Annotated in this window: 20 protein-coding genes; 5 read left to right on the forward strand and 15 right to left on the reverse strand. The window is 63.9% G+C overall.

Going from position 1 to position 21,296, the window contains the following annotated elements:
- Window positions 1–148 precede the first annotated feature (148 nt).
- Genes RIN13_RS13570 through RIN13_RS13580 form a run of 3 tightly spaced genes read left to right on the forward strand, consistent with a single transcriptional unit; the run spans window position 149 to window position 2,573 of the window.
- Window positions 149–433 (forward strand): hypothetical protein, encoded by a 285-nt coding sequence (locus tag RIN13_RS13570; RefSeq protein WP_309107868.1) that lies wholly within the window; start codon window positions 149–151, stop codon window positions 431–433.
- Between the two features lie 20 nt (window positions 434–453).
- Entirely contained in the window at window positions 454–1,281 is an 828-nt protein-coding gene (locus tag RIN13_RS13575) for a DUF1206 domain-containing protein (protein WP_309107869.1), read from the forward strand.
- 2 nt (window positions 1,282–1,283) lie between these two features.
- Window positions 1,284–2,573, forward strand: coding sequence for an SRPBCC family protein (locus RIN13_RS13580; RefSeq protein WP_309107870.1), 1,290 nt, complete (start codon window positions 1,284–1,286; stop codon window positions 2,571–2,573).
- A 43-nt stretch (window positions 2,574–2,616) separates the two neighbouring features.
- Here the strand turns inward: RIN13_RS13580 and RIN13_RS13585 are convergent, their stop codons facing one another.
- The 11 genes from RIN13_RS13585 to RIN13_RS13635 form a co-directional block, all read right to left on the reverse strand.
- Complete coding sequence (locus tag RIN13_RS13585) at window positions 2,617–4,083, reverse strand: FAD-dependent oxidoreductase (RefSeq protein ID WP_309107871.1); 1,467 nt, start codon at window positions 4,081–4,083, stop codon at window positions 2,617–2,619.
- Between the two features lie 23 nt (window positions 4,084–4,106).
- Window positions 4,107–5,390, reverse strand: coding sequence for a uroporphyrinogen-III C-methyltransferase (gene cobA, locus RIN13_RS13590; protein ID WP_309107872.1), 1,284 nt, complete (start codon window positions 5,388–5,390; stop codon window positions 4,107–4,109).
- A gap of 150 nt (window positions 5,391–5,540) precedes the next feature.
- On the reverse strand, window positions 5,541–6,479 hold the full coding sequence (locus tag RIN13_RS13595; protein ID WP_309107873.1) for a cysteine synthase family protein: 939 nt from the start codon (window positions 6,477–6,479) through the stop codon (window positions 5,541–5,543).
- Between the two features lie 99 nt (window positions 6,480–6,578).
- Window positions 6,579–7,526: an ABC transporter permease gene (locus RIN13_RS13600; RefSeq protein WP_309107874.1), complete on the reverse strand. Its 948-nt coding sequence runs from the start codon at window positions 7,524–7,526 to the stop codon at window positions 6,579–6,581.
- Complete coding sequence (locus RIN13_RS13605) at window positions 7,516–8,241, reverse strand: ABC transporter ATP-binding protein (protein WP_309107875.1); 726 nt, start codon at window positions 8,239–8,241, stop codon at window positions 7,516–7,518. Before RIN13_RS13605 ends, RIN13_RS13600 begins: the two co-directional genes overlap by 11 nt.
- Before the next feature lie 45 nt (window positions 8,242–8,286).
- On the reverse strand, window positions 8,287–9,414 hold the full coding sequence (locus RIN13_RS13610; protein WP_309107876.1) for an ABC transporter substrate-binding protein: 1,128 nt from the start codon (window positions 9,412–9,414) through the stop codon (window positions 8,287–8,289).
- Window positions 9,415–9,647: 233 nt separating this feature from the next.
- A complete protein-coding gene (locus RIN13_RS13615) occupies window positions 9,648–11,081 on the reverse strand; it encodes a GTP-binding protein (RefSeq protein ID WP_309107877.1) in 1,434 nt (477 codons plus the stop codon).
- Window positions 11,081–12,043 (reverse strand): sulfate adenylyltransferase subunit CysD, encoded by a 963-nt coding sequence (gene cysD / locus RIN13_RS13620; protein WP_309107878.1) that lies wholly within the window; start codon window positions 12,041–12,043, stop codon window positions 11,081–11,083. The genes RIN13_RS13615 and cysD overlap by 1 nt, the downstream gene beginning before the upstream one ends.
- Window positions 12,040–12,810, reverse strand: coding sequence for a phosphoadenylyl-sulfate reductase (locus tag RIN13_RS13625; protein ID WP_309107879.1), 771 nt, complete (start codon window positions 12,808–12,810; stop codon window positions 12,040–12,042). Before RIN13_RS13625 ends, cysD begins: the two co-directional genes overlap by 4 nt.
- Entirely contained in the window at window positions 12,807–14,549 is a 1,743-nt protein-coding gene (locus RIN13_RS13630) for a nitrite/sulfite reductase (protein WP_309107880.1), read from the reverse strand. Before RIN13_RS13630 ends, RIN13_RS13625 begins: the two co-directional genes overlap by 4 nt.
- Before the next feature lie 166 nt (window positions 14,550–14,715).
- Entirely contained in the window at window positions 14,716–15,453 is a 738-nt protein-coding gene (locus RIN13_RS13635) for a CbiX/SirB N-terminal domain-containing protein (RefSeq protein WP_309107881.1), read from the reverse strand.
- A gap of 62 nt (window positions 15,454–15,515) precedes the next feature.
- Here RIN13_RS13635 and RIN13_RS13640 point away from each other — a divergent pair, with 62 nt between their 5' ends.
- Both RIN13_RS13640 and RIN13_RS13645 read left to right on the forward strand, forming a co-directional pair.
- Window positions 15,516–16,181 carry a TRIC cation channel family protein gene (locus RIN13_RS13640; RefSeq protein WP_309107882.1) on the forward strand — a complete coding sequence of 222 codons (666 nt, stop codon included), beginning with the start codon at window positions 15,516–15,518 and terminating at the stop codon, window positions 16,179–16,181.
- Window positions 16,182–16,195: 14 nt separating this feature from the next.
- Window positions 16,196–16,618 carry a hypothetical protein gene (locus tag RIN13_RS13645; protein WP_309107883.1) on the forward strand — a complete coding sequence of 141 codons (423 nt, stop codon included), beginning with the start codon at window positions 16,196–16,198 and terminating at the stop codon, window positions 16,616–16,618.
- Window positions 16,619–16,723: 105 nt separating this feature from the next.
- Here RIN13_RS13645 and RIN13_RS13650 read toward each other — a convergent pair whose 3' ends face one another.
- From RIN13_RS13650 to RIN13_RS13665, 4 genes are all read right to left on the reverse strand, one after another.
- Window positions 16,724–17,563: a type IV toxin-antitoxin system AbiEi family antitoxin domain-containing protein gene (locus RIN13_RS13650; protein ID WP_309107884.1), complete on the reverse strand. Its 840-nt coding sequence runs from the start codon at window positions 17,561–17,563 to the stop codon at window positions 16,724–16,726.
- A 474-nt stretch (window positions 17,564–18,037) separates the two neighbouring features.
- The gene (locus RIN13_RS13655) at window positions 18,038–19,138 is read right to left on the reverse strand and encodes a polyprenyl synthetase family protein (RefSeq protein ID WP_309107885.1); all 1,101 of its coding nucleotides are present in this window, start codon (window positions 19,136–19,138) and stop codon (window positions 18,038–18,040) included.
- Window positions 19,135–20,454 (reverse strand): geranylgeranyl reductase family protein, encoded by a 1,320-nt coding sequence (locus tag RIN13_RS13660; protein WP_309107886.1) that lies wholly within the window; start codon window positions 20,452–20,454, stop codon window positions 19,135–19,137. Before RIN13_RS13660 ends, RIN13_RS13655 begins: the two co-directional genes overlap by 4 nt.
- Window positions 20,455–20,460: 6 nt before the next feature.
- Window positions 20,461–21,246 (reverse strand): demethylmenaquinone methyltransferase, encoded by a 786-nt coding sequence (locus tag RIN13_RS13665; RefSeq protein WP_309107893.1) that lies wholly within the window; start codon window positions 21,244–21,246, stop codon window positions 20,461–20,463.
- Window positions 21,247–21,296: the final 50 nt, after the last annotated feature.

The following is a 21,296-nucleotide window of genomic DNA, read 5'->3' on the forward strand; positions in this document are numbered from 1 at the left end:
TCATCGCGAGAATGTTCAGACAAGATCCGGATGATAGTCGTGATCTAATATGGTAAGCACACTTACTATAGAACTGATACCCCTTGAACTGGAATGGAAGGGAATGTTGAAGCGAATGCTCGGGGCTAGGGAATCGGCGGGACCTGGAATGAGTGGAACACTCTTCGGTTGGGCCTTTGGGGATGCCTCGCGGGAGGATGACGAGCAGTACGTTGACACTCTTCGCCATGAAGCGCTTGAGAACGCACAGCAGGCTGCTGCTTCCAAAAATGTCAGCGTGGAGCCGGGTACGGAAACCTACACAGTGCTCGCTCCCGGAGAAACGCTGGTGGACTTTCACACGGCCCCGGACAGCCTCGTGGTCCGCTGCACCGTCAAGCTTGTGGGGCCAGGTTCAGAGAAGATTCACGCCGAGGGACCCATGAACGGGTAGGAAGGTCAACGGATTCAGACATGACGGACATGGATTCGGCACTCAGCGAAGCGGCGAGCGCCGCGGAGTCTGCCTCCAACGCCAAGGCGCTCGACGTCGTCGCCCGTTGGGGATTTGCCGTGATGGCGATCCTTCATGTGGTGGTGGGCGCCATTGCCATAGCCGTCGCGTTCGGGCAGCCCGGGGAGCCGGAACCTACAGGTGCTATTGAACAGCTCGCCGCCAATCCCTGGGGCCCGTTTGTGATGTGGACAGGCGCAGCAGGATGCGCGGGTCTCGCATTATGGCAACTGAGCGAAGCGACACTGCGGGTACGTCGCGAACACCGGCGCGAGCGTCTGGGAAAGCTGATCTCCTCCGGGTCTTTGAGCGTGGTGTACGGCAGCGTGGGCTATACCTTCGCGGGCTTTGCTGTAGGTGCGCGGAGCGACTCCGGCGAGTCAACCCGGGCCTTCAGCACCTCCTTGCTCAGCCGTCCCCTTGGCGCTCCGGTGCTGGTGATTGTAGGCCTGACTATTATCGGCATCGGCATCTACTTCGTGTTCAAGGGATTCGCCAAGCGGTTCAAGGACGAGCTGCAGCACTTCGAGGGGACGCGGCGGGGCAGGGCCATCAGCGGACTTGGCGTCGCCGGGCATGTTGCCAAAGGTATTGCTTTGAAGCTGGTGGGACTGTTGTTCATCGTGGCTGCTGTGAAGAACAACGCTGCCGAGTCGACCGGTCTTGATGGCAGCTTGAAAGCGTTGCGGGACCATCCGTGGGGGCCGCTTCTCCTTTCCGCCATCGGCGTGGGCTTCATCTGCTACGGAGTCTTTGCCCTCGTCCGATCCCGTTTCGGCAGGATGTAGCCATGGCAATGGGAATCAGCAGTGCGGCGGGTGTTGCGGGTCTTGGCTTCGCCCTGATTTTCAAAGCCCTGAAGATTGTCCGGCCGGAGCGGCCTATCCACCCCAAAGGAACCCTGCTCACCGGCGAGCTCACCAAGGAAGGTCCCGGCAATACCGACAGTCTCCGACACATCCGATCCAGCGGCGTACCGTGGATCGACTTGCCCGGGAGGCATGCTGTAACCGCCCGCCATTCGCGCTCGATAGGGTTCCCCCCTCCCCTGCCTGACATTCTGGGGCTGGCACTGCGACTCGAGGACGACGGCGGCCCGGAAGATGTACTTTTTGCGACCACCGGCTGGTCCTGGCCAGCACGATTCGCTCTCCTGCCCCGACGGGATCCGGGCAAGGCCACGTTCACCACACTGATGCCTTACAAAGGAGCCCGCGGTCCTGTCCTGCTTGGCCTCACCACGGAGTCCCCCGGTACAGCGGCGCACGGAACAGCACCGTCGGGAACACAGCCCTCCGCAGATGACTGGGTGCTGGCGATGCACTACGCCAGGCCATCCGGACCCTGGATCCGCTTCGGCACCCTCACCCTGCGCCCTGCGCCGGCCGCCGAAGACACCGGCCTCCGCTTCGATCCGGTTCTCAATCCGCTGAAAAGCGCCGGGACCTACACTTGGACCAGACGCCTGCGGGCGCCGGCGTACGGCATTGCCCGCCAGCCAAACGCCCGTAAGCCAAGTAACCGCGAACCAAAATATCGGCACCCAAACAACAGCACGTCCCGCCGTCGATCCATCCACTCCCCTGGTCCGCCCACCCACCAATCCCTGAGCAGGAGCACCCACATGGTTACCGTCAGCAAAACCTTCCTTGCCTCGGCAAACGACGTCTGGAACGTCATTGCAGACGGCTGGCTCTACTCCGGCTGGGTGGTGGGGGCGTCGAGGATTCGCGACGTCGACGCACTCTGGCCTGCCGAGGGCGCGGTTCTCCATCATTCAGTAGGAGCCTGGCCCCTCCTGATCAATGACAAAACCCATGTCACTGCCTCAAACAAGGGAAAGTCCATTGAGCTCATCGCCAGGGGTTGGCCGCTCGGTGAGGCAAAAGTGGTGATCACCATTGAGGAACAGCGCACTGGCTGCAAGGTCACCATGACCGAAGACGCCATCAAGGGCCCGGGCAGTGCCGTCCCGAAATTTATCCTCGATCCCCTCATTACCATCCGCAACAAGGAGACGCTCAAGCGGCTGGAGCTGATGGCCTCGGGCGGTGCGGGTGCAAAAGGTCCGGACATCTAAGGCGGGGGGGGCAGCCAGCTGGCGCTTAATAAGCAGTAAGGGACTAGACGCTGGCGGCAACGCCGTCGCGGGAGATGTCCACCATGTCCTCGCGCGGCACAACCTTGATGCGCTCACGCTTGACCTCAACACCGTGCGACCCGCCTGCAGCAGTAGCCTCGGCGCCGAGAGCCAGTTCATGGGCGTCCAGCGCCAGCCAGCCTTCCCAGCTGGTGTACTTTACGCCGCGGTTTTCGAGCAGTTCGACGACGGCGTCCGGCGCAGGAGCTGCAGCTACCGGGAGGTTCTCGCGGTCTTCGAGGAGGTAGGTCACGGTTTCGAGGGCGTCACCCTTGGTGTGGCCGATGAGGCCCACAGGCCCGCGTTTGATCCAGCCGGTGGCGTAGATGCCGGGGACGTGAGAGCCGGAAGCGTCCAGCACGCGGCCGCCGTCGTTCGGCACAACACCCTTCTTGTGGTCGAACTCAACCTCGGGCAGGGCGGAACCGAAGTAGCCAATTGCGCGGTACACGGCCTGGACCGGGTAGTCGATGAACTCGCCAGTGCCGCGGGCATTGCCGGTCCCGTCCAGCTCGGTGCGCTCAAACTTCATACCCGCGACATGGCCGGGGTTTGCGGGGTCATCGTAGATCTCCACCGGGCTGTGCAGGAAGTGCAAGTGCAGGCGGCGGGAAGCCTTGAACTCCGAAGGATCCTCAGGCTGCTCGGCGATCCAGTTGGTGAGGGTGCCCACCATGGTCTTGGTCTGGTTGTTGGTCTGGACCTGGCGGTCGGACTCTTCGTCGAACTCGAAGTCCTCCGGGTACAGGATGATGTCGACGTCCTTGGAGTGGGACAGTTCGCGCAGCTCCAGCGGGGTGAACTTCACCTGGGCAGGGCCACGGCGGCCGAACACGTGGACGTCCGTGACAGGCGAAGCCTTCAGCCCGGCGTAGACGTTCTCGGGAATCTCGGATACCAGCAGATCATCGGCGTGCTTGGACAGCATGCGGGCGACGTCGAGGGCCACGTTGCCGTTGCCGATCACGGCGATTTCCTTGGCATCCAGCGGCCATTCACGGGGCACATCGGGGTGGCCGTCGTACCAGGAGACGAAGTCAGCGCCGCCGTAAGAACCTTCAAGCTCGACCCCGGGAATATTCAGGTCCGCGTCCTTAATGGCACCGGTGGCGAAGATGACGGCGTCGTAGTGGGTGCGGAGGTCCTCAATGGAGAGGTCGGTGCCGTAGTCCACGTTGCCGAAGAAGCGGATGTCGCCGCGGTCCAGCACCTTGTGCAGGGCGTTCACGATGCCCTTGATGCGGGGGTGGTCGGGGGCAACGCCGTAACGGATCAGGCCGTAGGGGGCCGGGTAGCGGTCGAAGAGATCGATGCTGACCGTCAGCTCGCCGCTCTTAACGGCTTCGCTCTTGGTGAGGATGTCCGCAGCGTAAACGCCGGCAGGGCCGGAGCCAACGACGGCGACGCGCAGCGGGCGGGCAGCAGATCCTACGGTGGTGCTGGTTGACACGGCTGTGTTCCTTTTCTTCTGCATCAGGGGGTGAGAACGCGGGCGGAGCTCAGGGTGGTGCGGGGGCGGTTCGGGGTGATGGTGCTGTAATCGGAAGTCTTGAAGTGCGACGGCGCGAACGGGCTGACGCGGACAACGTCACCGATCACGATTACCGCGGGGTTGGCGACGCCGGTGGCTTCGGCCTGGTCCGCTATGGACGCCAGGGTGCCGATCGTCACGCGCTGGTTAGGCAAATAGCCGTTTTCAACAATACCAACGGGAGTGTCTTCAGGCAGCCCGGCCTGGGCCAGAGAGGCGGCGGAGGCACGCAACTGCCCCACTCCCATGAGCAAGATCACAGTATGGTCGGCACGGGCCGGGACCTCGGCAAGCTCCTCATGGCCGGTGACCACGCTGAAGCCCTTGGCCAGCCCACGGTGCGTGACCGGAATGCCGGCGGCCGCTGGTACGGAGATGGCGGATGTCACACCGGAAACCACTTCAACCTGGACGCCATGCTGCCGGCAGAACTCTGCTTCCTCGCCGCCGCGGCCCAGAACGTAAGGGTCGCCGCCCTTGAGCCGGACCACGCGGTGGCCCTGCAGCGCCTCGTCAACGAGGATCCGGTTGATCTCCGACTGCGGAACAGGATGGTGGCCCGGGGTTTTACCCACTTCGATGACACGGACGTCTGGGGCCAATTCTTTGAGGAGTTCGCGGGGACCAAGGCGGTCGGCAACCACGACGTCGGCCTGGCCAAGGAGCCGCCGTCCCCGAACGGTAATGAGGCCGGAATCGCCCGGACCGCCGCCCACCAGGGCAACGGAACCGGCATCGGTGGAAGCACGACGACGGCGCAGGGGAAGGTCGCCAGTCTCCAAGGCGGTGGCAACAGCATCGCGGAGTGCCATGGCGCGGCGCGGGTCTCCCCCGGCGTTCACTGCGATGTGGACGTTGTCTACTACGGCGACCGCAGGCGTCCAGGCAGCTGAGGCTTCGTGGTTGGAGGCGTTGACGCACCAGATGCGCTGGGCTTCGGCATCGGCGGAGACCTGGGCATCGACGGCGGCATCACCAGTGGCGGTCTGGACGAACCAGACGGAGTCGACGTCGGAAGCCTGGTAAGTCCGCTGCTCCCAGGTGAGGAGTCCGGCGTCGGCCAGTTCCAGGAGAGCGGCTGACGCAACAGGAGCGACGACAGTAACCCGGGCTCCGGCGTCGAGGAGTCCCTTGGCACGGCGCGCAGCAACGGGGCCGCCGCCTACCACCAGCACGGGGCGTCCGAGGAGGCGCAGCGCTGTGGGATAGATGTCCTGGATAGCCATGAATCAACGGTAGGGCCGCGTCACATTGGGGACCAACGCCGCGGAAACACCAGTTCACGCAAGGTAACCCAACGTCATATTGGGGTTTAGGGCTGCGCGGCATCTCCCGCGGTCTCCTGCAAGCCCCGGAAAACAGGCGGATGAGGTTTCCTAGCCGTAAAGCCCCGTGCTGAGATAGCGAAAACCGGAATCGACCATTACGGTGACAACGGTTGCGCCCGGCCCGAGTTGCTCGGCTGTCCGAAGTGCGGCAACGACATTTCCTCCCGAGGAAGTCCCTGCGAAGATTCCTTCCTCCCGTGCGAGGCGACGGCTCATGGCCATGGCATCGGCGGAAGAGACGAGTTCGATCGCGTCAACTTCGTCCGGTTCCCACAGCGGGGGCAGGAAGCCGATGCCAATTCCTTCAATCCGGTGGGAGCCGGTAATGCCGCCGGAAAGCACCGCGGATTCGGCTGGCTCCACGGCGACGACCCGCACTTCCGGCAGGTGGGCACGCAGGGCACGGGCTGCACCATGGATGGAGTGGGCGGTGCCGACAGACTGGACGAAGGCGTCCACCTGCCCGTCGGACTGTTGCCAGATTTCCTCGCCGAGCGCCAGGTAGCCGGTGACGGCGTCCTTGTTATTGAGCTGATCACACGCCCAGTGCGATGGCTCGGCGCTCAGTTCCCCTGCCCGGCTGATCATGGCCTTGATCAGTTGTTCGGTGATCCGTCCCTGATCGCTGGGCACACTTTCCACGATTGCCCCGAGGGCCTCCATGGTTCGACGTTTCTCGGGGCTGAACGCGTCCGAGAAAACTACATGGAGCCCGTAGCCCTTGGCTGCGCAGACCAGCGCGAGGGAGATTCCCGTTGTACCAGCGGTGTACTCGACTACGGTATCGCCCGGAACCAGGTCGCCTCGATCTTCGGCTCCCCGGATGGCCGCAGCCGCCATGCGGTCCTTCATGCTCCCCGTCGGATTGGCCAATTCGAGCTTGGCGAGGACCCTCGCCGAGCCCGGCGGCACAACTTTGCTGAGTTCAATCAGCGGGGTGGAACCGATCCCTGCCAGGACGCCTTCTCCTGCCCCAAATGCTCGCACCTTGACCATTCCTCACGTCCCAAAAACGCCCGTCCCCGTGACTCGGGATACGAGTCAAGGTATACCCGTCGAAGCGCAGACGCTAGGGTGCTGGGCGGCCTAGCGGGTGCTGCCGGCGAGGAGGCCTCGGCTGCGCAGGAGTCGCTTCTCAATCGGTGCGAAGACGAGCAGTTCGATCAGGATGCCGACTGCCAGGATCAGCAGGATCGCCGACATAACTACAGACATATCGGACAGGATGCGGCCCTGGTCAAGCATGGAGCCCAGGCCAAAGCCGATGGTTCCACCGACGGCGATGATTTCAGCCGCCATGAGAGAGCGCCAGGAGAAGGCCCACCCCTGCTTGAGTCCCCCGAGGTAGCCCGGAAGCGCCGCGGGAAGGACGATCTGCAGGGCCATCTGGAGACGCGAAGCGCCCAGAACGGTGCCGACACTGCGGTATTGCGGCGGGATCTGGTCCACGCCGGAAATCAGACCGTTGATGATGGACGGGATGGCACCCATGAATACGACGAAGTACACGGTGGCGTCGGTCAGGCCGAACCAAATGATGGCGGCGGGAACCCAGGCCACGGAAGGAAGCACCTGCAATCCCGAGATCAGCGGACCGAACGCACGGCGCAACGGAGCAACCTGGGCCAGCAAAAGGCCGATGGGAGTCGCAATCGCGACACTAATAAGGAATCCCACCAGCCCACGCTGCAAGGAAGTCCACACGGCTTCCTGGACCTTGCCCTCACCCCACAGAGTGCCCATCTGGGCGAGGACATCCAACGGGCCGGGCACGAGGTCGCGCCGCTTGATGCCCAACGACACGTAGAACTGCCAGATGACGATGAGAACCGCGATTGCAGCTATCGGAAGCAGGATGCGGGTCCAGTCGATCCGTGCCTTGCGGACGGCGTCCGACTGCAGTGAATCCAAACCGCTGCCGAGTTCGCGGAGGTCCTCGGATCCGGTTGAGGAACGCGTCAGCGCAGCATGGACTTTGTGCGATTCCGCCGGCTCCGCATAAACGTCCTGCAGTGGAGTGGGATTATTTGGCATGGCGACGGATCTCCTCTCGCAACCGGGCCGTGATGACCCCGGTCAACTGTCCGGCAAGCCCGGCGTCAGTTCGGTGTTCCTCGGTGACGTTCCATTCCTGGACCACCCGGCCCGGCCTGGAGGACAGGAGTAGCACACGCTGGCCAAGCCTGACGGCTTCGCGCACGTTGTGCGTCACGAACACGATGGTCCGGCCGGTTTCCTTCCAGATTCGCTCGAGTTCGTCGTGGAGGAGGTCGCGGGTAATGGCATCCAAGGCTGCAAAGGGCTCGTCCATCAGCAGCAACTGGCGGTCCTGGGCGAGGGAACGGGCCAGGGCTACACGCTGACGCATACCGCCGGAGAGCTCGTGCGGGCGCTTATCCCCGGCTTCCGCCAAGTGCACCAGCTCCAAAAGCTCGTTGGCTTTGACGCGCCGTTCCGACCTGCCCACGCCGCGCAGTTTCAGGGCAAGCTCCACGTTCTCCCGGGCCGTCAGCCAAGGGAACAGTGCGGAGTCCTGGAACATAAAGGCGGCGCCATCACTGGGTACTTCAAGAGCGCCCGACGTCGGCAGCTCCAGTCCCGCCATGATGTTCAGCAGGGTGGACTTGCCGCAGCCTGAGGCACCGAGCAGGGCGACGAACTCCCCTTTGGCGATGCTGGCGTTGACGTCGTCCAGTACCGGGGCGCCGTCGCCGAAGCGCTTACCCAGGTTTTCCAGTACGACTGGCATGGTCCCGTCCTTTGCTAGTTGATGATGGTGGAGCTGACGTGAAAGCTAGTCTTTGCCTAAATCGGCGGCCGTGATGTTCTCGCCTGTAACTTCGTTCAGGGCAGTGAGGTCGAACATTCCGTTGAGGTCTGCCTGCTTGGTGGTTCCGGCTTCAACGCCGTCCTGGAGCAGTTTCTTGTAGGTTCCCGCGAGCGGGTCCACGGTGAAAACGATGTTCTGAAGGGAACGCTCGAGGACGTCCGGCTCCAGCTCGGCACCGGCGGATTCCTTCAAGGCGGCGTTCAGAACGGACGCCTTTTCAGCTTCCGGAGCATCCTTGAGCCAAGCCACGGACTCGGCGTGCCCCCTCAACAGTGACTTGACCGTTTGGGGGTGCTCAGCGGCAAACTTCTTGTTCACGATCAGGACAGTGGTCGAAAACTCGCCTTTGTCCCAGAGATCTTTCTCGTCAACCAGTACCTTGGCTCCGGCCTGGAGCACCAGCCGTGAGGCCCAGGGCTCAGGCAACCACGCGCCGTCGAGCTTTCCGTCCTGGAACAGCTTCAGCGTCTGGGCGTTCTCAGTGGGGTTGATGGCAACGTCACCGCTGCCGTCAGTGTTGGTTTTGAAGCCTTGTTTCGCCAACCAGGACCGCAAAGCGACATCCTGGGTTCCGCCAAGCTGAGGCGAGGCCAACGTCTTGCCCCGCAGATCGGCAGGCGAGTTGATGCCTTCCCTGACAACGAGCTGCGCGCCGCCCGCCGCAGCCCCGGCGATGATGCTGATGGACTCACCCTGGCTCTTGACAAAGGAGTTGATAGCCGGGTTGGGGCCGATGTAGGTGGCGTCGATGGCTCCGGCGTTGAGGGCTTCGATGGCTGCCGGGCCTGCGTTGAAGGACTCGGTACTCAGGCGCGTGCTTCCGAGCTCCTTGGCAATAATGCCTTGGCTGACGCCAACCAGGGCGGGAGCGTGGGTGATGTTGCCGAAGTAACCGAGTTTCAGTTCCTGGGCGTCCGAAGCCGGGGCGGGAGCGGCCGACTGGGCAGTGGACATTGCCGAGGAAACCGCGGCACCGGCTCCGATCAGGAGGACCAGACCAATGGCCAGCGCAATCTCCACGGCGCGACTGCGCTGGGGCTTGTTACTCTCACCAGCAACAATGCGCTTCATGCCGGGCTGTGGGCTAGTCATGAATTCACCATAGGGAGTGTCACAATCGGGGCTAAATGAAACAGAAACTCAGGGTCATGCAAGTTCACGTGGCGTCATGTTCGGTCACTCTAAGTGTCTCCGCAGCGGAACTGGCCGGGAACCCGTAGTCGGAAGTCAGGACATAGGTAGTCGAAGGTCCGGGCACCCGTAGACGGCTGCCCGGACCCCTGACTTCGGAAACCTTGACTTCGGCGGAACTGGGGACAGCGGAACTAGATGGAGTAGCGCTCATCCTCGTGGTCGCCCGGGTGGTCGTTCACGAGGCCCGCGGCGAGAGTGTTGCCGTCGATGGGATCGATCACCAGGAACGCGCCGGTGCGGCGGTGGTGCAGGTAGTTCTCCAGGGGCAGCGGGGCAGCGAGCCGGAGCTGCGCGTGGCCGATGTCGTTGAGCTCCAGGCTGGACGCACCCTCAAGCTTGAACGTTGCCAGGTCCAGCTTGCCGCTGACGTTCCGGACCAGAGCCTGGACCGTGCGCGTACCGTGCTTGACCAGTACCTTGGCGCCTTCGCGGAGCGGCTTCGGAGAAAGCCAGCACAACGCGGCGTAGAGGTCCGCAGAGCTTTCCCGGATGGTGCCGGCTGCTGCGATCGTATCGCCACGGGCGACGTCGAATTCATCGGCGAGGCGGATCGAGACGGACTGGGGTGCTGCAGCCTCGATGAGCTCGGCGCCGGCGAAATCGATCCCTGTCACCGTGGTGGTGCGGGGGCCCTGGCCCGGGGTCAGGACGGTGACCTTGTCCCCCAGCTTCACTGAGCCTTCGGTGATCTGCCCGGCGTAGGCGCGGTAGTCGCGGTATGCCTCGACGTCCAGGCCACCCTCGATGGCATCGGGAGCCAGTGCGCCCTGCGGCCGGATGACCAGCTGCACGGGGAAGCGGAAGCTTTCCAGGTGGCTTTCGAGCTCGTCGGCGGCGGGGAGGGACTCGAGCGTTTCCAGCAGCGCGGGCCCTTCGTACCATGGGGTGCGCTCCGAGCGGTCCACCACGTTGTCGCCGTCGAGGGCCGAAACCGGGATGACCAGGAGATCGGCAATGCCGTCGCTGCCGAGTCCAAGCTCGCGTCCGACTTGCTGCACATCGGCTTCGATCTCGCGGAAGACGGACTCGCTGAAGTCCACAAGGTCGATCTTGTTCACGGCCACGATGACGTGGGCAACCCGCAGCAGCTGCAACACGGAAAGGTGCCGGCGCGTCTGCTCAAGGACACCCTTACGGGCGTCAATGAGTACGATGACGGCGTCCGCGGTGGAAGCGCCCGTCACCGTGTTCTTGGTGTACTGCACGTGTCCGGGGCAGTCCGCGAGGATGAAGCTGCGGCGGTCGGTGGCGAAGTAGCGGTAGGCGACGTCGATGGTGATGCCCTGTTCACGTTCGGCGCGCAGTCCGTCGGTCAGGAGGGCAAGGTCGATCGCTTGAGTGCCGGTGGCTCCGGAACCGCCAAAGCCACGGTCAGCAGAGGTCCGGGCCACGGCGTCGAGCTGGTCGGCCAGGATCGCCTTGGAATCGTGGAGGAGGCGGCCCACCAGGGTGGACTTGCCGTCGTCGACCGATCCGGCCGTGGCGAACCGGAAAAGCGTGGCGTCCTTCAGGGGTGCGTCGTCAAGAAGTGTGGCCGCGCGGGCGGTATCGATTTCGGTGCTCATTAGAAATAGCCATCCTTCTTGCGGTCTTCCATGGCGGCCTCGGAGATGCGGTCATCTGCACGGGTGGCGCCACGTTCGGTGATGGTGGAGGCGGCAACTTCGATGACGACGTCGCGCACTGTAGCGGCGGTTGACTCAACAGCGCCGGTGCAGGACATGTCGCCGACGGTCCGGTAGCGGACGGTCTTGGTGATGACTTCCTCGGTGTCCAGGGGCTGCGACACTTCGCCAACAGCGCGCCACATGCCGTCGCGGGCGAAGACCTCGCGTTCGTGGGCGTAGTACAGGCCGGGCAGTTCGATGTTCTCGCGCTCGATGTAGCGCCACACATCCAGCTCGGTCCAGTTGCTGATGGGGAACGCGCGGACGTGCTGGCCTACGGTGTGGCGGCCGTTGTACAGGTTCCACAGTTCGGGCCGCTGGTTCCGGGGGTCCCACTGGCCGAACTCGTCGCGGAGGCTGAGGATGCGCTCCTTGGCGCGGGCCTTGTCCTCGTCACGCCGGCCGCCGCCGAAGACTGCGTCGAACTTGTTGGACTGGATGGCGTCCAGCAACGGAATGGTCTGCAGTGGGTTGCGCGTGCCATCAGCCCGCTCAGCCAGCTCGCCCCGGTCAATGAACTCCTGGACACTGCCGACGACGAGCTTGAGGCCCAGCCGCTCAACGGTCCGGTCGCGGAAGTCGATGACCTCGGGGAAGTTGTGGCCCGTGTCCACGTGCAGCACGGGGAAAGGAACCTTGCCCGGCCAGAACGCCTTCGTGGCGAGATGCAGCATCACCACGGAGTCCTTGCCGCCGGAGAAGAGCAGCGCAGGCTTCTCGAACTCCGCAACAACCTCGCGGATGATGTGGATGGCCTCGGACTCAAGAGTGTCCAGGCTGGAGAGGCGCGTGGCTGGGACGGTGGTGTCAGATTCCAGCACAGACAGCTCCAGGTCCTCGTTGGTGATTTGGGTGCTCATACGTGTAGTCCGCATTCTGTCTTGTCGGTTCCTGCCCAGCGGCCGGCACGGGGGTCATCGCCCGGCGCCACCTTCCGGGTGCAGGGCTGGCAGCCAATGGACGGGTAGCCCTGTGAAAGCAGCGGGTTGACGGGGAGGAGGTTGTCGTCCGAGTACTGCACCAGCTGGTCGAAGCTCCAGGCCGCCACCGGGTTGACCTTGACCAGGCCGTTGGCCTCATCCCAGGTGACGAGGGGCGTGTTGGTGCGGGTAGGGGCTTCGTCGCGGCGTACTCCCGTGAACCACAGCTCGTAGCCTGAGAGGGTGCGCTTGAGCGGCGCCACTTTCCGGAGGGCGCAGCACTGGGCAGCGTCCCTGGCGAAGAGGTCTTTGCCCAGGAGCCGGTCCTGCTGCTCCACGGTGTTCTCGGGGAGGACATCCACCACGTTGACGCGGAGGTTCGCAGCCACCTCATCACGCGTGGCGTAGGTTTCCGGGAAGTGGTAGCCGGTCTCCAAAAACAGGACGTCGACACCGGGAATCTGGTCAGCGACGAGGGCCGGGAGGACGGCGTCGGCCATGGAGCAGGCGACGGCGACGGCGGGCAGTTCGAAGTTGCGCGCCACCCAGGCAATCACGTCACGGGCAGGAGCGTCCCAACCGAGCTCGGCAGCGCCGGACTCTGCGATCGCCTTGAGTTCTTCGGTGGAGCGTTTGGTCTCCGTCGGGCCGCGGCCACCGGGGTCCCCGGCCAGGCTTGCGAGGTTGGGGAGTGGTTGGGGAGTCATTGCAAATCACCCTCATCAGCTGCATGGGCCCACTCGGCGAAAGTCTGGTTTTCGGTGCGCTTGGCCACGAAGCTGCGGACCACACGCTCCACGTAGTCAGGAAGGTCCTCGACGTAGACCTTGAGGCCGCGGACGGTTCGGCCCAGGCCGGCTTCGTCGCGGTCGGTGGACGCCAGCCCGCCGCCCAGGTGGACCTGGAAGCCGGGGGTGGGGTCGCCGTCGGGCGTTGGCAGCATCATGCCCTTGAGCCCGATGTCCGCGGTCTGGATGCGGGCGCAGGAGTTGGGGCAGCCGTTGATGTGCAGGGACAGGGCGTGCGGCAGTTCGCCGGAGGCTGCCAGGTCTGCGAGGCGGCGCTCGAGCTCGGCGACGGCGGTGGCTGCGGTGACCTTCGTTTCCACGATGGCCAGCTTGCAGTACTCGATGCCCGTGCAGGCGATGGTGCCCCGGCGGAACACCGACGGACGGGCCGAAAGGCCCAGGGCGTCCAGCTCAGCAACCAGCGGCTCGACCTCGTCCTTGGGAACATCAAGGACCACGAGCTTCTGGTGGGGCGTGGTGCGGAGGCGGTATGACCCTCTGGCCTCAAGCGTGTCCGCGAGCTTCACCAGCTGCTTGCCGGAAAGCCTGCCCGCCAGCGGGGTGGCACCGATGAAGAACTTGCCGTCCTTCTGCTCGTGCACGCCGATGTGATCGCCCGGGCTGGTGGGCCTGGGTGCGGCGGGGCCGTCAGCAAGCTTGTAGCCGAGGTATTCGTCCTCGAGGATCTGGCGGAACTTCTCCGGGCCCCAGTCTGCCATCAGGAACTTCAGTCGGGCCTTGGTGCGCATGCGACGGTAGCCGTAGTCGCGGAAGATGCTGGTGACGCCGAGCCAGACCTCAGCGGCTTCCTCGGGCTTCACGAAGGCGCCGAGGCGCTTTCCGAGCATCGGGTTGGTGGAGAGTGCGCCGCCGGCCCAGAGGTCGTAACCGACACCGAGTTCGGGGTGACGTACGCCCACAAGGGCGAAGTCGTTGATCTCGTGGACCACGTCCTGGCTCGGGTGGCCCGTGATGGCGGTCTTGTACTTGCGCGGCAGGTTGGAGAGCAGCGGGTTGCCGATAAAGCGTTCGCCCAGCTCGGCGATCAGCGGCGTGGGGTCGATGATCTCGTCCTTGGCGATGCCTGCCACGGGTGATCCCAGGATGACACGGGGAACGTCACCGCAGGCCTCGGTAGTGGACAGGCCGATACCTTCGAGGCGGCGCCAGATCTCGGGGATGTCTTCCACCCGGATCCAGTGCAGCTGGATGTTCTGGCGGTCAGTGAGGTCTGCGGAATCGCGGGCGAAGTCAACGGAAATCTGGCCGATGACGCGCAACTGCTCGGTGGTAAGCGCACCGCCGTCGATCCTGACGCGCAGCATGAAGTACTTGTCCTCAAGCTCGTGCGGCTCAAGTGTGGCGGTCTTGCCGCCGTCAATCCCGGGCTTGCGCTGGGTGTACAGGCCCCACCAGCGGAAGCGGCCGTGAAGGTCCTGGCCGGGGATCGAGTCGAAGCCCTCTTTGGAGTAGATGGACTCGATACGCTCGCGGACGTTGAGGCCGTCGTCTTCCTGTTTCCAGGTTTCGTTGGCGTTCAGCGGTGCGGTGCCATCAACCTTCCACTGGCCGTGCGGCTTGGCTGCCGGGCGGGAGGTGCGGGCCGGTCGCTTCGGAGCGGAATCCGCGGACGCTCCGGCTAGAGCTGTATCAGTCATGCATCGACTGTAGAGGGGACCGGAAACGCGTCACAAAGGTTGGGAAACGGGAGGTCACCTAGGGAAATATTTCGTCATGTTCTTGGCCTGTTGCAGCCAATTCTTGCCAGAACGGAAGCTGCGCGTCCCATGAGGAATGCTGCGCGTGTATGAGGAATGCGGCGCGTCAGGCGGGGAGTTTGGCTAGCGCGGCGTCGAACCGTTCCAACGCGATCTCGGCAACGACCGGCGACGGCAAGAGGGGCTCGGTCACCAGATCTGCGCCGGCCTTGGCCAGCTGGTCGTGGAAGTAGCCCGGTGCCAGGAGGTAGGACGCAATAACCACGCGGCCGCCGTCGTCCACTGCTCCGGCGGACTCCCCCGCCCCTGCACCGCCCGACGCTTCCGTGCGGAGCATGGCTACGGCGTCGGGCACCGATGGCCTGGCAGAAGCGCCATAGGCAGGAACGATCCTGTTGGGGCGGAGTGCGCGCAACTGCTCAGTCAGTTCTTCGACGCTGATTGCGGCGTTAGGGTTGGATGAGCCGGCGGCAGCGAGAACGATGGCGTCGCGATCCGTAACCCCGGCCTCTCGCAGGCGCTGGTCCAGCAGGGCGGCAAGCCGCGGATCCGGTCCCAGGGGGGCGGCGGCGAGAGTCCCCGGACGGCTCTTCACAGCCCGGGCAATATCCACCTTGACGTGGTATCCGACGCTGAGGAGCAGGGGCACCACCACGGATGGCTCATCTTCGGGAAGTGCAGCCACAACATCCACCAGATCCGGCTGCTGAACGTCGACGTATGACTCCCGGACATCCAGGCCCGGCCGCAGGGCTGCGATTTCATCGCGCAGGGCATTCACCTCTGCAGCACCTTGCGCGTTGGAGGTCCCGTGGGAACAGGCGATCAGGATCGGGTTCTTCATAAGGGCTAGCGTAACGTTGGAGCCGCCCCGTCCGCCCTTCGAAATCCACTGGATGCCGCTGCATGACCTTCCCTTTTGACATCGCCCTGGTATGGCTTGACCTCGCCGGAGTCTTCTTCTTCGCGATGTCGGGTTCCTTGCTTGCTGCGCGCAAACAGTTCGACATCGTGGGTTCCCTGCTCCTGGCTTCCCTTGTCTCGTTGGGTGGCGGCGTGATCCGCGACATCATCCTCAACACCACTCCCGCTGCCTTCAGTAATCCCGCCTACCTCGCCCCGCCCCTGCTGGCCACGCTGCTGGTGTATTTCCTGTTTTCCAGCGTCCAGCGCTTCACCTCCCTCCTGATCCTGTTCGACGCCGGCGGGCTGGCGCTGTTCTGCATCACCGGGACTTTGAAGGCCCTCTCGTTGGGGATAAACCCCTTTTCGGCCGTGCTCCTGGGTGTCACGACAGCGGTGGGCGGGGGCCTGTTGCGCGACATTACGGCCAATGAAGTGCCACAGCTGTTCGATCCGAAGGACATTTACGCTTTGCCCGCTTTTGCCGGCGCCGCACTGACCACCGTCCTGTGGCTCACTGGTTCCTTCAACGCCATTACCGCGTGCGTTGTGGCGGCCGTTGTTTTCGCTTTCCGGGTGGCCGCTTGGCGCCGTTCGTGGCATGTTCCGCTGGCCGTCCGCGGGTGGCACAGGCTGGGTTTGGACGGCGCAGGCAGGCCCCGCGATTAGCTAGGATAAGAGCCATGACTGACATGTTCCTCGAGAAGTTCCGTGCGCTCGTTCCGAAGTATCTCGAAGACGAATGGCAGGAAGAGGATGGGCTGTCCCAGGAGGAGCTCGAAAAAGCCCTGGCAGACCACCAATTTACGGTCCCCCTGGTGCTCCGCGAGTTCTACGAGGCTGTGGGCGGCTGTGAGGATCTCATGGAGGCCTACCACTACTTCTGGGACCCCGAGGAACTGGAAGTGGACGATGAAGGCTTCCTGATGTTCCTTGAGGACGAGGAAGAGCAGTTCACGTGGGGATTCCGCGTCGGCGACCTCAATGTTCCCGATCCCATTGTGTGGCGGCGCAACAATGCCCGAGGCCAATGGAAGAGCGAAGAGGGTACGTTCTCTGAGTTCGTCTTTGACATGTTCGAGTGGGCTTTCAACGACGAGGACTAGGTTTTCTGTGGGCGCCTTGGGCCCTACCCGACCTTGTTTGCGGGTGATTCCCTTGCGACACGCCATGAACCAGGCGTGTCAACGGCCCTCCGGCGGCAAAGAGGGTCATGACGGCGCGAAGGTCCCCAGCTTCCATTGCCAGAGGACGGCCCGGATCTCTGCCACCATCGCTTCCGGAGCATGTACGACGTCGTCATAGTAGTAACGCAGCACCAGGTAACCACCCAGCGTGCTGGCGTTGTTACGGCGCTGATCCTTCTTGACCTGCCGCGGCTCGAAGTGGGTTGACCCATCCAGCTCGACCACCAGGCAGTCATCAATCAGGCAATCGACCTCACCCACACCTTCCAGCACCACGTGCATACGAACCCGGAAGCCTGCCCGGACAAAGTGGGTGTGCGCGAGGACCTCCAGCAGTGAATCGGCCCTGGGGAGAACCAACCCCAGCACCGATCTGGCCTTCCCATTGCGGTTTCCCACCAGGGCACGCTGTAGGAATCCGGCTGTGATGTCGCCCCGGCCAACCGCTGATTGCACCATGACCAGCGCCTCCAGCTCCGGGAGACAGCGCAGGGAGTGCACCAGCACATCAGCCAGACCTGCCACAGGAAGGCCGGGGTAGCTTGGGAAATCACAGGCTGCATGGTCCACCACTCCATAACGAGGCACTCCATTCCCGCAGCTGAGGTGCAGGACGTCTGCCCGGTGGAGGACCCAAAGCCCATAAAACCTCGCCCCGGAGACGCAGGTCAGCCTGCCGTTTTCCCGGTAAGCGGAAAGGACGTCGTTGTCAGCAGCCGGAGAGGCGTACACACCGCGCACCGGACGGATCAGCCTCCCGCTACGGACCCATGCCGAGAGCTCCGAGCGGCTGAATCCGGCTCGCCTGAAGTCCCCGGCTCGTGCCACGCCGCCTCGTATACGCAGAAAATGATCAGGGTCCATGAGGCAATGGTTGCGGCACTTTGTCGAGGTAGATACAGGCCAGGAGTCGTATGTGGATGAAGGGCACTGCCGTCCTGACCTTGATTCCGCCCGCAGGTGCAGGGACACGCTGCCACCCCGGCGTGTTGCTGCAAAGGGGCAGCCATATCGGGTCAGGACGGCATTGCAAGGGGCGGCGAAGAAATGTGACACGCCGTTTACACACTGGTTAGCCAACATGACATATCTGTCATAGACTCATTCACGGATCCACTAATTGCCTCCGGTGGATCTGATGCGAACGGAGAAATGGCCCCGGTTCAGTGCAGCGGATGACGAACGTTGTGCAGGGACCGGGGCTGTTCCGTTAAGGCCCAGCTGAAATCTGCGGCACGTCAATGCCCCGGCGCTCCAAAAGAACCCGAGCGCCAAGCCCCACAAAAAGCCGGCAGCCCCAAAGCCAAACGTCCCAACAGAAACGAAAAGCCAAACAGGCTAGCTGCTGCGGTCCACCACGGCGGAAGCGAAGTTGCTCAGCGAGGTCTTGACCACGCCTTCAGGCAAGGGAGCCAGGGCAGCAATCGCCTCGTCAGCCCAGCGGCGCGCCACGATCCAGGATTCAGCGGTGACAGCGTGCTCGCGGAGGCCCGCCACAGCAGCAGCCAACGCGGAGTCGGAGGACAGGTCGCCGTCGATGAGGTCAAGGAGCTCCACAGCCGACTGGTCTCCAGCCGAAGCAGCTTCCCGAAGCAGCAGAACAGGCAGCGTTGGCACACCTTCGCGCAGGTCCGTGCCCGGCGACTTCCCCGACTTCACCTTGATTCCAGTGACATCAATGACGTCGTCGGCAAGCTGGAAGGCGACGCCCACCTTTTCGCCGTACTCCACGAGCACTTCTTCGTATTTGTCATCAGCACCGGCGAAGATGGCGCCGAGCTGGCCGGACGCAGCCACCAGGGACCCCGTCTTGTCGGAGATGACGGACAGGTAGTGCTCAATGGGGTCCTCGTCCGGACGCGGGCCCACGGTCTCGTGAAGCTGGCCCAGGCAAAGCCGTTCGAAGGTGCGTGCCTGGATTCCCAGGGCCCGGGAGCCCAGTTCCGAAACCAGGATGGAAGCGCGGGCAAAGATGAGATCGCCGGTGAGGACGGCCACCGAGTTTCCCCAGACCTCGTGGGCCGTGGGAGCTCCGCGGCGGAAGGGCGCCGAGTCCATGACGTCGTCGTGGTACAGCGTGGCGAGATGGGTCAGTTCCACTACGACGGCGGCCTGGACCACCGCTGGCAGGGAAGCATCACCGAGATGGGCGCACAGCAGCGTGAGCAGGGGGCGGATCCGTTTGCCGCCGGCTTCCACCAGATGACGTGACGTTGCGTCGGCGAGGGGATCGGAGTTGGCTATAGCCTCACGGAGCTTCTTTTCCACCCGCGCCAGATTGGTGGTGATCGCCGGGCCCAGTTCAGGGTCTTCGGCGATGGCCGCGAAGCCAGTAGGCAGCTGGAGCCCCGTGGCAATTGCAGTCGTATTTAGATCGGGTTCAGAGCTCGGCAGGCCGTGTCCGGCATGCGTCCAGCTTTGGTCTGCAGAGTTGGTCACGGGTTAACCCTAACTTTTTGTTGCGGAAACCGCTGTTTGGTGGCTAAGGGCGGGCTCGAGGTGTTGGACGTTGCCGGGACCAGCGCTTCAAGCACGCGGATCACTTTGTCCTCAAACCCTTTGGCGGCAGGATCGGTGAGGTTGGCCAGCAGCCGCACTACAAACCGCATCAGCACAGGAATTGGCATACCGGTCCGCAGGGCGAGCTTCATGATGGCCGGCTTGCCAATCAGTGCGGCAAAGGCCCGGCCCAGCGTGAAGTGCGAGCCCCACTGGCCCCGCACATAGTCCGCGTACCCCGCAAGGTGGGAGTCGGCGTCGTGCGCTGAATCGGAGGAAATGATGAACTCGGCGGCGAAGCGGGCCGACTCCATCGCGTAGGAGATGCCCTCACCGTTGAACGGCGACACCATCCCGCCGGCGTCGCCCAGCAGCAGGAGCCCAGGCGAGTAGTGCGGCGTGCGGTTGAAGCCCATGGGCAGCGCCGCACCGCGGATCTCCCCCACCTGGTTTTCCGGTGTGAAACCCCATTCAGTGGGCATGCCGGCGGTCCATTCGCGGAGTACCTGCTTGTAGTCCAGCTTGCCGAATTCCTTGGACGAGTTCAGGATTCCGAGGCCCACGTTGGAGGTGCCGTCGCCGACGCCGAACACCCAGCCGTAGCCGGGCAGCAGTTTGCCGTCGCGTCCGGGAAGCTCGAGCCAGCCTTCCATCCAGTCGTCGTCGGTGCGGGGCGAGGTGAAGTACGTGCGGACGGCGACGCCGAGGGGGCGGTCGTCGCGCTTCTGGATCCCCAGGGAAACGGCGGTGCGGGTTGAGTTGCCGTCCGCGGCGAGTACGACGTCGGCAGTGAAGTCGCGCGACTCCCCCGTCTTCCGCCCGGACTCGTCCAGGATCGCGGCGCGGGCACCTATGACACGGCCGTCTTCCGCGCGAAGTGTTTCGGTGACGCTGTGACGCTCGAGGATGACGGCGCCGGAGGCTTGGGCGTGACGGGCCAGCTCTTCGTCGAACCCGAGGCGCGTGCGGATCAGGCCGTATTGCGGAAAATCAGAAACTTCCGGCCACGGGAGCTCGATACTGCGGCCGCCGGCGAGGAGCCGCAAGCCCTTGTTCCGACGCCAGCCGTCCTCTTCCGGGTGCGACAGGCCGAGTTTCCGGATCTCCCTGACAGCCCGGGGGGTCAGGCCGTCGCCGCAGACCTTTTCGCGCGGGAAGCTCGTTTTTTCCAGCACCGTGACCTCAATGCCGGCCTGGGCAAGGTAGTACGCGGCGGTGGATCCGGCAGGGCCTGCGCCTACTATCAGAACTTTCACAGAGAGCTAGCGCGTGCTGCGCGAAATGTTGCGTCGCAGTTTGGCAACCGGGCCGGTGTGGGCAGCGATGGCGGCAGCACCGCCGTCGGGCGTTGAATCAAGCGGCTTGTGGGCACGGTGCACTGCCACGATTCCACCACTGAGATTCCGGTACGTGACCGTTTCCCAGCCCGCCTCCTGCAGCCAGGCGGCGAGGTGGTCCTGGTCCGGCCAGGCGCGAATGGATTCGGCGAGGTACACGTAGGCGTCCGGGTTGGAGGAGACCTTGACGGCGATGGCCGGGAGCGCGCGCATGAGGTACTCGGTGTACATGGTGCGCCACAGGGGAACCACGGGCTGCGAGAACTCGGCGATCACCAGCTTGCCGCCGGGCTTGGTAACGCGAAGCATCTCGGCCAGTGCCTTCTTGGGCTCGTTGACGTTGCGCAGGCCGAAGGAAATGGTGGAAGCGTCGAAGGAGTTATCCGCGAAAGGGAGGCGCGTCGCATCACCGGCAATGAAGTCGATATCCGGGCGGCGGCGCTTGCCGACCTTGAGCATTCCAAGGGAGAAATCGCAGGCCACGACGTCGACGCCGGCGTCGGCGTACGGCTCGCTTGACGTTCCGGTTCCGGCAGCCAAATCCAGCACCCGCTGGCCCGGGAGGGCATCAACGGCCTCCACCACCACTTTGCGCCAACGGCGGGTCTGCCCCATCGAGAGGACATCATTGACGACGTCGTATTTGGGGGCGACGTCGTCAAACATCGTGGCTACTTCGTCCGGACGCTTATCCAAGGATGCTCGGTTCACCATGCCATTGTCTCAAATGTTAGGCAGGCTCACGAACCACGGGGTTGCCT

It is taken from the genome of Arthrobacter sp. (assembly GCF_031179985.1).
In the GTDB taxonomy this organism is placed as follows: domain Bacteria; phylum Actinomycetota; class Actinomycetes; order Actinomycetales; family Micrococcaceae; genus Arthrobacter.